Source organism: Cohnella massiliensis (genome assembly GCF_900169535.1).
GTDB classification, from domain to species: domain Bacteria; phylum Bacillota; class Bacilli; order Paenibacillales; family Paenibacillaceae; genus Cohnella; species Cohnella algarum.
On sequence record NZ_LT821259.1, the window covers coordinates 220,641 to 234,937 of the forward strand.

A 14,297-nucleotide genomic window follows, 5' to 3' on the forward strand; every position below is an offset into this window, starting at 1 on the left:
AGCCGACGGCTGGAGGTTTTTTGTCGCCAGATGGCCGATTCGAGTCGCTCGCGAGACGAATTTCTCCAAGCGCTCTGAAACTTTTTCGGAACGAAAACGTCTTAAACCGGGGGAGGAATTCGAGATGAGAAAAATTTCAGCTTTTCTGATGGCTGCCGTGCTGCTTCTGGCGACGGCATGCGGACGTTCGGCGGAAGAAACGACGGTGCCGGGCGACGTGTACGCCGAAACGAACGCGGAGCCGAAAGTAACGGTCAGCCGGTTCGTCAATTTCGGATTGATCAATGAAGCGGAGTACGGCTCGTTTACCGAGCCCGGGCAAATCCGGGCGTTCGAAAGCGCAATCTCGTCGGCGGAGCGAATTCCGGGCTTGCTGGACGTCGCGTTTGCCGATTACGACGTCGTCATCGAGCGCGACGGCGTCCCGCAAGCGATTCATCTGTGGGTCGACGAGGCGGGAGCGAAAGGCTCCAAAGGCATGTACATGGATGCCAGCGATACCGGAACCGGCTACAACCTGACGGAGGAAGCGACCAAGGAGCTGTACGAGCTGATTCACGGGCTCGAATATACGTCCGAAGCCGCCGAGCGGAACGGCGATGTCGTCATCGGGCTTCGCGGAGTGGCGAACGCGGAGCGCTGGACCGGGTTTGCGGACAATGTCGAAAGCAAGAAACCGGACGATGTGCAGGTCACCGCCTATACGATCGAAGGCGATCCGATCTTTTACAACCTGATCTTCGACGGGGAGACGATCCAGTATCGGTTCGACAATGCGCACGATGCGTTTGGGAACCCGCAGAAGCTCGTCGATTTTTGCGGCAGCGTGACGGAAACAAAGACGGACGAAGGCACGGAATACCGCCTGGCGGCATGCGGAGCGAACAAGGACGAAACGAACGAAACGTTCTCGATCGTCATTCCCTAGCGACATTAAAAAATACTCATAGAGAACTGTTTTTTCTAGTTTTTAGGACAAGCGCCTGGAATAAGGATTGGTAATTGGTGGTTCCCTTGAGGCGCTCTCATCATTGCACTGCGGGGAACTTCCTTCTTTTTTCCTTGTTTTTTTTAATTCTATTTTCCTATTCCGCGACAAGTTCCCGTGATTCAGGTCCGATAGAAGGCGTTGAGAGGGGCTGCCTATAATAATCCCCGAAGCCGAACGAGCGCTTCGCAACGTCGACATCACGGGAGGATCCTATACTCATGAGACGAATCACGTTGTTACTGTCGGGAACTTTGCTTATGGCCGCGATCGCGCCGGCGGGGATGGCCGCCGCCGCCGAGCCGCAGTCGGTCCATATTGTGGCGTCGGTGAGCTTCCGTACGGCGCCGTCGACGTCGTCTACCGTCATGCGGTATTTGAAATCGGGCGAGTCGCTGACGCTTCTGGAGAAGACGAACAGCTACTGGTATAAGGTGCAGGACGCTTCCGGCCAGGTCGGCTACGTTTCCTCGCAAGCCAAATACGTCAATCTTATTGGCGGGGGCTCGTCAACCGGCGCGGTCGACGGGAGCAATGCCGTCATCGTGTCCGGCGTTTCGTTCCGCAAGTCACCGTCGACTTCCGGCGCATTCATGCGCTATTTGAAAAAAGGCGAGCAGGTCGCCGTCACCTCGAAGGTCAATTCCTACTGGTATGCCGTGAAGGATGCGAGCGGCGTGTCGGGCTACGTCAGCACGAACTCCAAATACATCAAGCTGACCGGCAGCGTGCCCGCGCCGTCTACGCCGTCCGCACCGGCTACGCCTTCGGCTCCTTCGGCGGGCGGAGACTCGGTATCCGCGCAGGTCGAAGCCGTCATCGCCGCGGGGATGAAGTATTTGGGCACGCCGTACGAGTACGGCTCGAGCCGGAGCAACACGGCGACGTTCGACTGCTCCGATTTCGTGAGGCAGGCGTTCAAGGACGCGCTCGGCATTACGCTGCCGGCCGATTCCCGGGGCCAAGGGGAATACGTGCGAAGCAAGTCGCAGGTGACGACCGACTGGACGAAGCTGAAGCGCGGCGATCTGATGTTTTTCATGTCCTACAAAGGGACAAGCGCCTCGAACTATACGTCCAAAAGCCCGTTCGGCACGCGCATTACGCACGTCGGCATTTACCTCGGCAACGGGCAGATTTTGCAAACCTACTCGAACGAATCGGGCGGCGTGCGCGTCGATTCGATCGCCGGCAAGCACTGGGAATACCGCTTCCTTTACGGCGGCAGCGCGCTGTAACGCAAGCGAGACTCATCGGGCAGAACCCGCGAATAAGCCGACCCGTCAAGCAGATGAAACGCTGCCCGGCGGGCCGGCTTTTTTCGATCGGCCGAGCCTTACCCTTTCCGAAAATCCGACGGGGACATCCCGGTTTCTTTCTTGAAAATGCGGTTGAACGACCGGTAGTTTTCGAAGCCGACCGCCTCGGCGATTTCGAACGTTTTCTGGTCGGTCGTCAGCAGCAGCAGCTTCGCCTTTTCGATCCGCAGGCGAGTCAAATAGTGGATGAAGCTTTCCCCGGTCGTTTTTTTGAACATGGCGCTGAAGTAAGGGACGCTGTAATTGATCGACGCGGCGAGCTCCTCCAGCTTGTAGGGGTAGCTCAAATCCTCGTGCATTTTTTGAACGAGCGCCGCAATGGAGGCGTCGATTTTTTTCGCGTCGCCCTGCTGCTGCTGCAGCTGGCGGAAGCAGGCGACGGTCGTATCGTGCACGGCCTGGAACGTCTGGCTCTGGTCGAGCTTTTTGCGGAATTCGGCCTCCAGTCCCGATCTTTGCCCGGCTTCCGGCGCAAACCGGCTCAATTCCAGAAAAACCCTCCCGTACAGCGATTTAATTTGCTCCGGTTCCCAGTTTTGCTCCTTCGCCTGACGGAAAAAGGAGGCCCGCTCCTTCTCCAGCGGCGCTTCGGTCAGGCGCGATTCCAGCAGCGCCTGCTTCAGCAGCTTGTTCCAGTGCCTGCCGTACGGCTCCGGCACCCGCTCGAACCGGTTCAAGCCGTCGCATTCCCCGATCCCGGCCGTCCGGCTGCCGCCGTAAAAAAACGGGTAGGGGGCCGCCGCGAGCTTTCGAAGCGCCGCCGTCCACTCCGCAAGCCCCTTATCCGACGCGATATGCAGGGCGAAGGCGTTCATTTTCAAAAACGCATGAAACGAACGGATCACCTGGTCGATCGCGACCGGAAACGCCTGAAGCTCCGGACCCGCCGCGTATAACGCCAGAAACCGTCCCTTGTCCAGCGAAATCACCTTGCGCGCCGGAAAGCCGCCGAGCAGCTCCCTGAGCACGTTCACTCCGGCAAACTGCCACAGCTTCAGTTCTTCGAGCTGGTCGAGCGAGAAGCGCAGGGAGCCGCTGTCGAGCTCGAGCAGGATGGCGTGAAGCCGCCCGCCGCGCTGCGGAAAGCCGGACGACTCGAGGTTTTCCAGCCATTTTTCCTCGGCGGCGGGACTGCGCAGCATATCGAGAAAAAGATTCCGCTCGATTTCGATCTCGTTGGATCTGACCTGCCGCTCCAGCTGAAGCTGCTTTTGCCGGTTCCGGTCGATAGACGCCAACCGGGACGTCAGCTCCTCCATCGTCCGGGTCAGCAGCTTCGGATCGGACAGACAGTCGTCCTTGAGCAGATAGGAAGCGGCCTTGAGCTGAATGGCCTGCTTCGCGTAATGAAAATCCTGATGGCAGGTCAAAATGATTTTTTGCGGCTGGGGCTCCCCGCTGTTTTCGATTTCGCGCAGCATGTCGAGACCGTTCATGCCGGGCATCGTAATGTCGGTCACGATGACGTGGGGCCTGTGCGCCCAAAACAGGTCCAAGCCGTCGCGGCCGTCCTCCGCTTCGCCGACGAGCTCGAACAAATCGTCCCGTTCCCCGATCATTTGCCGGAACACGGTTCTGGCCGGAAGTTCGTCTTCCACGAGAATGACTTTAGCCTTGTTCATCGGCAACCTCCTTTACGTGAACCGCCTCGGCGGGAAGCAGGAAGCGGATGCGCATTCCTTCTCCCTCCGCGCCGTCCAGCTCGAAATGCGTCCCCTTGCCGAACAGGAGCCGCAGCCGCAACCAGACGTTCAGCAGTCCGATATTTTCCCCCAGTTGCTCGCGCAGCAAATGCAGCTTCAGCTTTTCCAGGCTGTTTTTCTCCATGCCGATCCCGTCGTCCTCGATTTCCAGCAGGATGCTCCCTTCTTCCGGAACCGCGCGTACCCGGACGTCGATATGGCCGTCCTCCGCCTTCCTGGGCAAAATCCCGTGAAATACCGAATTTTCGACGAGCGGCTGCAGGCTCAGCTTCGGAACTTCCATGTCCGCAAGCTCCGGCTCGATTTCGTCGCGAAGCGTCAACCGGCACTTGTAGCGCGTATTGAGCAGCTCGATGTAGTCGCGGACGTAATCCAGCTCCTGCCGCAGCGGAACGGTCTGGTCGACATTTTCCATCGAGTAGCGAAGCATCGAGACGAGCCGCCCCATGATCGCATTGATCTTGTCGTAATCCTTCAGCATGGCGAACATGCGGATCGTGTTCAGCGTGTTGTACATAAAGTGCGGGTTGATCTGGGACTGGAGCGCCCGGATTTCCAGCCTCCGCTTCAAATCCTCCGATTGCTGCAGGTCCGCAAGCAATTCCTGGATCCGGCCGGCCATCGCGTTCAGCATCCGTCCGAGCTCCCCGATCTCGTTATTCGCGAACCGGGTGACGCGGGCGTCGAAGCGCCCTTTTTTGAAGGCGGCCACCTGGCGCTTGATCGCCTGCAGCGGCCGGTACAGCTGGTAGCCGAAGCCGACGATGGCGAGCAGGCCGACCAGAATGAGAACGACGAGGAAATACGTCACGGTTTTGCGAATGATGTCCGAGCTTCGATTCAGCTCCCCGGACGGAATTTCCGAAACGACGATCCATTTGTCGTAGGTGGACGTCTGCTTGACCGAGATGATCGAAGCGTCCATCGCGAATTGGTCCGGCTTCCCGGCGTCCTGCCATTGCCGCAAAATATGCCGGATGCGCTCGGCATCCTCTTCCGCGCCGAGCTTGCTTGTCGTGGCGACCGTGGCCCCGTTTTGCGTCAGCAAGGACACCGAGCCCCGGGACCCCAGCTGGATATTTTGAATCTGGCGCAAAAATTCCGCATTGCTCATGGAAATGAGCAGCGCGCCTTTCATGTCCTCGTAGGGCTCGATCGGGAGGCGGCTGACGTAATACGTCGAATTGTCGAGCAATTCGAGGCCGGGAAACGACTCCTTGTCGAGGAACAGGTTGTTTTCGCCCGAAGCGAGAAAAAGATCGAACACCGGCTTGTAGGGCGAATCCCCGAGCGCGCTCGGGGCGTCCGCCGAAGACAGCACCTCGCCCGTCACGGCGGAATACACCTGCAGCCCTTCCACGTTGCCGATGACGGCGGACGCCGTGCCCAGGACGGAGATCAGATCCCTCTTTCGCACGACGTCGTCGAAATATTGGGCGGAAGGCGCGACGAGCGCGCTTTGGATGGACGAGATCGACGAGTATTGGCCGCTGAGCTCGCGGAGCCTCGTCATCGTCAGCTCGACCCGGTCGACGATCTGGTTGACCAGCTGCGCGTTCAGCCGGTTGACCTGGCTTTCGACGGTCGTGCTGGATACCGAGATGGAGATGACGGACAATACGATTAACGGTACGATAGACACGGCGAACATGACGGCAATCATTTTTGCGTAAAAGCTTTTGGTCAAAAAATGAAAAAACGGGGATGCCATTTGCGGACCCCTTCCGTTTTGGGAGGTTGGTTTAAGTAATTCGATTATAGTACACTGCCCATTGCCGGGGTATAGTCTGCCGAGCAAATGTTAAAAACGGCGACACTTTCGCTCGGATCTGTCATGTAAACGCTTTACCGCTTTTTTTATAATCCGATATGTAAGCCGAAGTCAACCGAACCGAACTACATTGAAACGGGGGAACAACATGAAAGGGAAAAAAAAGCTTTTGCTCTCTTTGGCGGCGTTTACGCTGGCCGGAGCCGCGCTTGCGGGATGTTCCGGCAATAACGGAGGAGCGGCCGGCAATTCTTCCGCGGGCGGTTCGTCCGCGCAGCCGGGTTCGTCCCAGCAGGCAGGAGCGGCGCCGACCGAAATCAAGGCGATGACGATTTTGTTCGGGGATCCGCCCGTGACGGAAGGCAACAAGGCGAAGGAAGATCTGGAAAAGCGCGCGAACGTCAAGCTGGACATCTCGTTCGTTCCTTCCGAAGCCTACAAGGATAAGCTGTCCGTAGCCGTGTCGGCGGGCGATTCGTACGATCTTCTGCTGATGGAGGGCGGGAAGGACGACAAATTCGTCAATCTGGTGCAAATGGGCGCGTTCCACGATTTGACCCCTTATTTGGAAAATACCGAAAACATCAAGCTGATCGACGAAAAGGTATGGAACAACGTCAGGGTGGAAGGCAAGGTATACGGCATTCCCCGCCCGCGCGGCCTGTACGGCGGCGGCGAGGCGAGCTTCCTGATCCGCAAGGACTGGTTGGACAAATACAATCTGGCCGTTCCGAAGACGCTGGACGAACTGACCCATGCGCTCGAGGTGTTCAAGGAGAACGATCCGGCCGGCGGCGGCAAAACCGTCCCGCTCGCCCTGTTCGGAGCGGAAGGCGCAAGCGCCCCGGGACCGTTCGCCGGCACGCTGCCGATCAAGTTCGCGCTCGGCATGCCGTACGATTGGGCGGTCGAGAACGGCCAGGCGGTCCGCGACGCGGAAACGCCGGAGCAAAAGGCGTACCTGGATTGGCTGCGGGAGGCCTGGAGCAAGGGCCTGATCGACAAAGACGCTCCCGTGCTGAAAAACCAGCAGCAGTCCAGAAACAAGTTTTTGGCCGGCGTCGCGGGCGTGTTCGCCGGAAACGTCTCCGACATGCTGGAAACGAACATGGAAAAGCTCAAGCAAGCCGACCCGAACGCGGAAGTCGCGATCATTGACGTGCTCGAAGGCCCGAACGGCGACAAAGGGGTAGCGGTTCTCGGCGGCTATTACGGCCTGTGGGCGATTCCGAGCTCCGTGCCGGAGGAGAAGGTGCAGAAAATCGTCGACTTCCTCGATTTCACCGCCTCGGAGGAGAACGTCGCCTTCTCGAAGGCAGGCATCATCGGCGTGCATTCGAGCGAATTCAAGGACGGCATCGCCGTGCAGACGGAGGAACAGAAGAAGCAGTACGACCTCGACAAGCCGTCGCAGTTCATTTTGGAAAACCGGGTCGACCCGTACGTGTACGCGAACTCGAAGGTGCCGGAAATTTTGGAAATGCAGAAGAAGTCGCTGGATACGATCAGCCAGTTCGGCATTGCCAACCCGTTCCTGCCGTACAACTCGCCGACCGCGGCCAAAAATCCGGACAGCTTCAAGAAGATGAGCGCGGTCATGACGCAGTACGTGCTAGGCGAAGCCGAATGGCCGGCCGTTCAGGCCGAAATCGACGCCTGGGCCGGCGGAGTCGGCGCGCAAATCAAGCAGGAGCTGCTCGACCAATACAATGCGGACCAACAATAGTTTTTAGAAAAGAGAGATCGAAAAGAGGGGTTTCAAGCCCCTTTTTTTGATCCGGACAGGAGGGGAACGAGCGTGACAGGAGCGTTTCGTCTGAGCCATATGAAGCGGTTGTGGCCCTTTTATTTGCTGGCCGCTCCCGGAATTCTTTATTTCGTCGTCTTTCATTACGCCCCGATGTGGGGACTGCTGCTCGCGTTCAAGGATTACAGCCCGTTTATCGGCATATGGGACAGCCCCTGGGTCGGGCTTCAGCATTTCCGGGATTTTTTCAGTACGGACGATTTTTTCATGCTGCTCCGAAACACGCTGCTGCTGAGCTTTTACAATTTGATCGTGTTCTTTCCGGTGACGATCATTCTGGCCATCATGCTGAGCGAAATTAAATTCGGTCCGTTCAAGCGCGTTTCGCAAACGGTCGTTTATCTTCCCCACTTTTTGTCCTGGGTCGTCATCTACGGGATGACGATCTCCTTCTTCGGTCCTTCCGGAGTCATCAACAACCTGCTCGAGGATTGGTTCGGGACGAGCGCAATGTTCCTCGTCAGCAACGAATGGTTCCGTCCGCTCGTCGTGTTCCAGGCGATCTGGAAGGACGCGGGGTGGGGAACGATCATTTTCCTCGCGGCGCTGGCCGGCATTAACCCGGAGCTGTACGAGGCGGCCAAGGTCGACGGTGCGAACCGCTTTCAAAATATTTGGCACATTACGCTGCCGAGCCTGAAATCGACGATTGTCATCCTGCTGCTGCTGCGGCTCGGATCGTCGCTCGATTCGAACTTCATGCAAATTTTCCTGATGACGAACAGCCTGAATCTGGACGTCTCCAACGTATTCGACTTGTACGTCTATCACGTCGGCCTGGAGCAGTTCGACTACAGCTTCGGGATCACGGTCGGCATGTTCAAATCGGTCGTCAGCCTGATTCTGGTGGTTGCGGCGAATTATGCGGCCAGATGGCTCGGCGAAGACGGGATTTTCTAGGAGGGGCGCCGGATGAAAATCAAAATTCCATGGTTCGACAGCTTGAACGCGCTGCTCGTTGTTCTGTTTTGCTTAACGGTGATCCTGCCGTTCCTGTACATTATCGCCGTCTCGTTCAGCCCTCCGTCCGAATCGCTTGCCGGCAATTTCTACTTGTGGCCGAAAACGTGGACGCTCGCCGCTTACGACTATTTGCTGCAGGCGCCGACCTTTCTGAAGTCGCTGCAAAACTCGGTCGTCATCACGGTGCTGGGAACGTGCGTCAATCTCGTCGTGTCGATTACGCTCGCTTACGCGTTGTCGAAAAAATTCGTGCCGGGCCGGCGGTTTCTGCTGCTGTTCATCTTTTTCACGATGATTTTTCACGGAGGGCTCATCCCGAACTATCTCGTCGTCAAAAGCCTGGGACTGATCGATTCGCTTTGGGCGATCGTGCTGCCGGCCGCGACGAGCGCCTTCAACATCATGGTCATCCGGACGTTTTTTCAGAGCTTGCCGGAAAGTCTCGACGAGGCGGCGCGAATCGACGGAGCGGGGGAATTCCGCATTTTGTTTTCGATCGTCATTCCGCTATCCAAGCCGATTATCGCGACGTTCACCCTGTTTTTCATGGTGCAATACTGGAACGAGTTTTTCTCGGCGATCATCTATCTGAACGATACGACGCAGTGGCCGATTCAGCCTTTGCTGCGGCAGATGGTGGCGATCGGGTCCTCGAACATTTCGGCGGAAGCCGCGGTCGACGCGCAGCTTGCGGCCAATCTCGGCCCCAACGTGCAAAACGCCGCGATCCTGCTGGCCATGCTGCCGATCGTTATCGTCTACCCGTTTTTGCAAAAGTATTTCGCCAAAGGAGCCATGCTGGGCTCGATCAAGGAATAGAGCGGGCTTTGCGCCCGTGAGCATGCATAAAGGAGCAAGTCTGGGATGACGCAAACGAAGACGCTGGGTTACAAGGAACTGCGGAAGGATCCGCGCTTTACGGTGCCGTTGCCGGCCGACGGGGATTTTTTCGCGCGGGAGCTCGATCTTGACCGGCCGGAGCTTGCCGAGGTTCGGCGGCTTGCGGCCGAAGGGGACGCGGCGGGAGCGCGGGACGCCTACTTGCGGCTGATCGGGTCCGACGAGGGAGGGCGGTATTATTTCGCCTTTCGGGACGTGCCGAAGCTGATGAAGGCGGCTCGCGAAGCTTACGGCGGCGGGGAAGAGGCGCTGGCGGTCATTGCGGAAGCGGACCGGATCGTTTCGGGCGACATTCCGCTGTTCAAGGGAAAAAGGGCGGTTTTCCCCCGCGGCGCGTTCGACTGGAACGGCTGGCTTTACGACAGCTCGCAGTACCAGCTGCATTTGACGAGATTTGCGTACGCGAAGTTTTTGTCCCGCGCTTACGCCCTGACGGGCGACGAAATTTACGCGGCATGCTTTAACGAAATGATCGGTCATTTCCTCGACGATTGCCCGGCCCCGGCGGGCGACGCGTTTCGGGTTCAGCACAATACGTGGGAGCCGCTTTCGGCAGGGGTTCGGATGTTCCATCTGGCGGAGCCGTTCGCGATCTTCTTCGGTTCCCCGTCGTTTGCGCCGGAAGTGAAAATGAAACTCGTCAAGTCGTTCGCGCAGCACGCCAGGTACGTACGGAAGTACCACGCCGATCACGGGAACCACGCCTGCATGCAGCTTCGGGGCCTGATTCAGGTCGCGCTGCTGCTGCCGGAACTGCGCGAGGCCGGCGAATGGCTCGCCTACGGGCTGCGGGAGATGCCGAAGTACATCCGGCAAAACGTGTATCCGGACGGCGTCCAGTTCGAAGCGAGCCCGAATTACCATCTGGTCGTCATGCGCGATTTGTACGAGCTGGTGCCGCTGCTCCGGGCGGCGAAGCTCGAGGCTTCCGAATACATGGAGACGCTGGAGAACATGTTCGTCGTGCTGAACCATCTGCTGACGCCGGAAGGGGAGCTGCCGCGAATCGGGGATACGGGCGCGAGCGACGTGCGGGAGCTGCGGGACGCGATGAGCCTCGGCGCGTATTTGTTCGGGCGGCCGGATTTCAAATTCGCGGGGCACGCGCGGCTGCCGTTCGCGCTGCTGTGGCGGCTCGGGCCGGAAGCGATCGAACGTTACGGCCGCCTCCCTTCGGCGCCGCCGAGCGAGACGGCCGCGTGCTTTCCCGTCGGCGGGTATGTCGTCTCCCGGCAGAGCTGGGAACGCGGCGCGATGTACATGGCGATGAGGGCCGGCGTCGGCATCAACGGCCACGCCCATTCGGACGCGCTCGGCCTCGTACTTTACGCGGGCGGGAAGGAGCTCGTGGCGGATTCGGGCATGGGGCTGTACGAATGGAACAAAGAGCGGAAGTACGTCGTCTCGACCCGCGCGCACAATACGGTCGTCGTCGACGGCCAGGACCAGCACGTCAGGGGCCTCCATTGGGGAGCGCCGCCGACGGCCGCCTGCAAAATATGGGATTTCCGCAGCGAAAGCCGGTTCGATTACGTTTTCGCCAGCCACTACGGGTATACGCGCTACGAAGATCCGGTCATTCACTCCCGGAAGACGCTGTTCGTCAAAAACCGTTACTGGCTCGTCGTCGACCTGTTCGAGGCGAAGGAACGGCACGTGTACGAGCAATACTTCCATCTGCCTCCGGGAGAGGCCGTGTACGACCCGACCGGGCGCCGGATTCGCACGAACGGTCCGGACGCCAACGCGCTGCTCGTATACCCGCAGCCGGATGCGGATCCGGGACCGAAGCGTTTCGCCGCCACGGGAGCAAGCCCGTTCATCGTGCTGTCCGACGAGCTGATCCTGGAATCGGGGCTCTATTTCGAGAAAAGCGGATATTCCGCCAATCCGGTGGTTAAGCGCGCGATGTCGGCCGTCGGCAAAGCGGAGCTTGCGACCGTTATCGTCCCTTTCGGTACGGAGGCACCGGCGGTAAGCGTCCGGCGTCTTCCGGTCCGGGCAGACGGGCGGGAGCTCGCGCCTTGGGAGGCGACGGGGCTGCTCGTCGAAAGCGACGGTTGGGCCGACGCAATCTGCCTGCATCATGCCCATGTGCCGGTGGATTCGTACCTGGACCACACGGGCAATCCGGTCAAAGCTTCGCTGCTGCCCGAGCCGGATGTCATCGAAGCGTTCGAGTTTGCAGGGGAAACCTGGCGCGGGGACGTGATTGTAAAGCAGGTTCGGTAACATATCGATATCGTTACCGGTCATCGGTACCGGTTTCTCGTTGAAATTTTTCGTTCACGGACACGGTTTCTTTTTCGCCGAATTTCCCGTAAGGCATGGGCAATTACCGTGCATGCATAAGCCTCGTCCTCCGGCCCGCCCCATAAGCCCGCTAGGCCATTGTTGCCGGCGGGCTGTTTTTATTTTTTGCGTCCCGGTGCCGGTATCCCGTTCGCTCAGGAGGGGGTGAGTTGCTGTTTCGCGTCCTGGTGCCGGTATCCCGTTTGCTCAGGAGGGGGTGAGTTGCTGTTTGCGTCCTGGTGCCGGTATCCCGTTTGCTCAGGAGAGGTGAGTCTTTTATAGCTTAGCTGGTCCAATAACGCACGGCTGGGAGGTGTCTCCCGTTAACCAATCACTGAGCGAAAGGGATATCGCGATAAGGGGGGGATTTTGAGAGTACGTCCATGGACCATACCCTAATTTTTGCTAAAAAACATAACCTGTTCTTTGCGCTAACCAATCACTGAGCGAAAGGGATATCGCGATAAGGGTGGACTTCGAGAGTACGTCCGTGGATCATACCCTAATTTTTTGCAAAAAAAACCGCCTGTTCTTCCGCTATCCAATAATCACTGAGCGAAAGGGATATCGCAGTAAGAGGAAATCTGGAGAGTATATCCAAGGGCCATTCACCAAATTATTCCAAGCATCCGTTCGCCCGGATGAGAAGCCAGAACGAGTCGGGACGAGGAACTGGCAACGAGGAGAGAGGACAAGGAGTCGGAACGATGCCGAATCGAGGAGTCGGGACAAGAAGCATGCCGAGGATCGGGCGGGACGGGGCCGCGCGAACGAAAAAGAGGGATGAGATGCAGCGCGTGCATTTCATCCCGGGTAAGGTTGCGTTTTGTTTGCGAATCGCTTGCGGACCGCCAAGAAGCCTATTCCAGCAGCTCCAAAATCGCCTGCGAGCATTTGGCCGGATTGTATTCCGCGTTCCGCAGCTCCAGCAGCGTCCCACGGTGCTGATCGGCCGCATACGGCTCCTGAATCAGCCGCAGCCAGCGGTCGATCGTCTCGACGGACGTGAGCGACTCGCCGAAGCCATGCTTGACGAAGTACTCCAGGTTTTCTTCCTCCTGCCCCGGGATCGGCTCGTAGAACAGCATCGGAATGCCTTTGGCCATTCCTTCGGTGCACGTCATGCCGCCGGGCTTCGTCACCAGCAGGTCGGAGACGTCCATCAGCTTGCTGATTTCTTTGGTGAAGCCGATGATTTTGATATTCGGATGTTGGAATTTGGGGTCTTCCTGCAGCTTTTCCCGGGCTTTTTCGTTATTGCCGACGCACAGAATGAGCTGCACCTTGTCCGCATAGGTCGTCATATACTCGACCATTTGCTCGGAATACAGGAGCCCCCAGCCCCCGCCCATAATGAGCACGGTCGGCATGTCCGCCAATCCGAACTGGGTTAAAATTTCGGCGCGGTCGTGCGGATGCCAAAAATTCGGATGAACCGGGATGCCGGTCACTTCGATTTTATTGGGCGAAATGCCGCGCGCGATCAGCTTGTTGCGAACGGAAGAGGTGCTGACCAGGTACATGTCGACTTCCGGGTTAACCCAGGTGGCGTGCGCGTCGTAATCGGTAATGACGGTATACAAAGGCACATCGAGCCCGAGCCGCTTGAGCCGACTGACGACCGCATTGGGAAACGGATGCGTGCAAACAATAATATCCGGTTTGAGCTGTCCCACGACATCCGAAACATGATTGTAAAAAATCCGGTGAAGGGCGAACCGTTTCATCCGGGTCAACGATTTGTCGTACTGGTTCCGGTAAAGCTTGCCGACCAGCTTTGGACTGGTGCTCACGGTTTTGCGGTATGCCGACAGGATCAGCGGCCCGATAACCGGATTGAGAAAAGTCCCCAGCTCGATCACTTTCGTCTGAATCCGGGGAGACAACTGCCGAAGCCCGACCGAAATGGCGTGGGCCGCTTGCGTATGACCGGTGCCGAATCCTTCGGAAAGCAGCAGAACTCGTTTTTTACGCATTGTAAACATTCCTCCACTTTACCTACATTCCATATTACGCGCTTCCGGGACTCGGGACAAGTATTCTTCGGAACGAATTAGCATTCCTCCTCAAATCATCCAAATGGTACCATTTGCTCTCGTGCGTTGTCCGGGCCGATGCGGTACAATCCAATCAAAAGGTAAACGAAAACATGGAGGTTCCGAACATGAACATGGAAAAGAACATGGAAATCGGCCGAATCGTCAAAGCGGGCCATAAAACGGGAGAATACATCGGAGAGATCGCGGAGATCGACGGCAAAAGGACGCTCGTGCAAATATTGGCCGTGCTTCAGCATCCGACGCAAGGGGACCTGCACCGGCCTTACGATCCGGACGCCCCGATCTTTCATGAGCGCCGGGCTTCCGCTTACCGCGAAAAAGTATGGGTTCCGTCCACGGCCGTCCAGCCGTACGACGGAGCGATTCCTTCCTATGAAGAAACGCGCCGGACGGCGCTGGCGGCCGAGATGGAGCGGATGGCCCGCCTTAAACGGTGGTCCGAACGTTCGCTCGAACTGTTGGAAGGATTGCGAAAAGAATACGAAAGCTAATGC

The 14,297-nt window shown here is 58.0% G+C and carries 10 protein-coding genes; 7 read left to right on the forward strand and 3 right to left on the reverse strand.

Going from position 1 to position 14,297, the window contains the following annotated elements; all coding sequences use genetic code 11:
- Window positions 1-124 precede the first annotated feature (124 nt).
- Window positions 125-928: a DUF4362 domain-containing protein gene (locus tag B7E11_RS14915; protein WP_080836030.1), complete on the forward strand. Its 804-nt coding sequence runs from the start codon at window positions 125-127 to the stop codon at window positions 926-928.
- Window positions 929-1,209: 281 nt separating this feature from the next.
- Window positions 1,210-2,226 (forward strand): C40 family peptidase, encoded by a 1,017-nt coding sequence (locus B7E11_RS14920; RefSeq protein ID WP_080836032.1) that lies wholly within the window; start codon window positions 1,210-1,212, stop codon window positions 2,224-2,226.
- Window positions 2,227-2,324: 98 nt separating this feature from the next.
- On the opposite strand, the gene B7E11_RS14925 is transcribed toward B7E11_RS14920, so the two are convergent.
- Together B7E11_RS14925 and B7E11_RS14930 are read right to left on the reverse strand one after the other, a co-directional pair.
- Window positions 2,325-3,929, reverse strand: coding sequence for a response regulator transcription factor (locus B7E11_RS14925; protein WP_080836034.1), 1,605 nt, complete (start codon window positions 3,927-3,929; stop codon window positions 2,325-2,327).
- Window positions 3,916-5,721, reverse strand: coding sequence for a sensor histidine kinase (locus tag B7E11_RS14930; protein ID WP_080836036.1), 1,806 nt, complete (start codon window positions 5,719-5,721; stop codon window positions 3,916-3,918). Before B7E11_RS14930 ends, B7E11_RS14925 begins: the two co-directional genes overlap by 14 nt.
- A 208-nt stretch (window positions 5,722-5,929) precedes the next feature.
- Between B7E11_RS14930 and B7E11_RS14935 the strand changes: the two genes are divergently transcribed.
- The 4 genes from B7E11_RS14935 (at window position 5,930) to B7E11_RS14950 (ending at window position 11,683) form a co-directional block, all read left to right on the forward strand.
- Complete coding sequence (locus tag B7E11_RS14935; RefSeq protein ID WP_080836037.1) at window positions 5,930-7,507, forward strand: extracellular solute-binding protein; 1,578 nt, start codon at window positions 5,930-5,932, stop codon at window positions 7,505-7,507.
- A gap of 99 nt (window positions 7,508-7,606) precedes the next feature.
- Window positions 7,607-8,488, forward strand: a complete 882-nt coding sequence (locus B7E11_RS14940) for an ABC transporter permease (protein WP_080840837.1) — start codon at window positions 7,607-7,609, stop codon at window positions 8,486-8,488.
- Window positions 8,489-8,500: 12 nt separating this feature from the next.
- Window positions 8,501-9,370, forward strand: a complete 870-nt coding sequence (locus B7E11_RS14945; RefSeq protein WP_080836039.1) for a carbohydrate ABC transporter permease — start codon at window positions 8,501-8,503, stop codon at window positions 9,368-9,370.
- 45 nt (window positions 9,371-9,415) lie between these two features.
- Window positions 9,416-11,683 (forward strand): alginate lyase family protein, encoded by a 2,268-nt coding sequence (locus tag B7E11_RS14950; protein WP_080836040.1) that lies wholly within the window; start codon window positions 9,416-9,418, stop codon window positions 11,681-11,683.
- Window positions 11,684-12,603: 920 nt separating this feature from the next.
- Here the strand turns inward: B7E11_RS14950 and B7E11_RS14955 are convergent.
- Complete coding sequence (locus tag B7E11_RS14955; protein ID WP_080836042.1) at window positions 12,604-13,719, reverse strand: MGDG synthase family glycosyltransferase; 1,116 nt, start codon at window positions 13,717-13,719, stop codon at window positions 12,604-12,606.
- Between the two features lie 188 nt (window positions 13,720-13,907).
- Here B7E11_RS14955 and kapB point away from each other — a divergent pair, with 188 nt between their 5' ends.
- The gene (gene kapB, locus B7E11_RS14960) at window positions 13,908-14,294 is read left to right on the forward strand and encodes a sporulation phosphorelay system protein KapB (protein ID WP_240353131.1); all 387 of its coding nucleotides are present in this window, start codon (window positions 13,908-13,910) and stop codon (window positions 14,292-14,294) included.
- Window positions 14,295-14,297: the final 3 nt, after the last annotated feature.

What these genes read in the sequence shown, in the direction of transcription:
- B7E11_RS14915 (WP_080836030.1), top strand. Translation starts at nt 125, where the DNA reads ATGAGAAAAATTTCAGCTTTTCTGATGGCTGCCGTGCTGCTTCTGGCG.
- B7E11_RS14920 (WP_080836032.1), top strand. Translation starts at nt 1,210, where the DNA reads ATGAGACGAATCACGTTGTTACTGTCGGGAACTTTGCTTATGGCCGCG.
- B7E11_RS14925 (WP_080836034.1), bottom strand. Translation starts at nt 3,929, where the DNA reads ATGAACAAGGCTAAAGTCATTCTCGTGGAAGACGAACTTCCGGCCAGA.
- B7E11_RS14930 (WP_080836036.1), bottom strand. Translation starts at nt 5,721, where the DNA reads ATGGCATCCCCGTTTTTTCATTTTTTGACCAAAAGCTTTTACGCAAAA.
- B7E11_RS14935 (WP_080836037.1), top strand. Translation starts at nt 5,930, where the DNA reads ATGAAAGGGAAAAAAAAGCTTTTGCTCTCTTTGGCGGCGTTTACGCTG.
- B7E11_RS14940 (WP_080840837.1), top strand. Translation starts at nt 7,607, where the DNA reads ATGAAGCGGTTGTGGCCCTTTTATTTGCTGGCCGCTCCCGGAATTCTT.
- B7E11_RS14945 (WP_080836039.1), top strand. Translation starts at nt 8,501, where the DNA reads ATGAAAATCAAAATTCCATGGTTCGACAGCTTGAACGCGCTGCTCGTT.
- B7E11_RS14950 (WP_080836040.1), top strand. Translation starts at nt 9,416, where the DNA reads ATGACGCAAACGAAGACGCTGGGTTACAAGGAACTGCGGAAGGATCCG.
- B7E11_RS14955 (WP_080836042.1), bottom strand. Translation starts at nt 13,719, where the DNA reads ATGCGTAAAAAACGAGTTCTGCTGCTTTCCGAAGGATTCGGCACCGGT.
- kapB (WP_240353131.1), top strand. Translation starts at nt 13,908, where the DNA reads ATGAACATGGAAAAGAACATGGAAATCGGCCGAATCGTCAAAGCGGGC.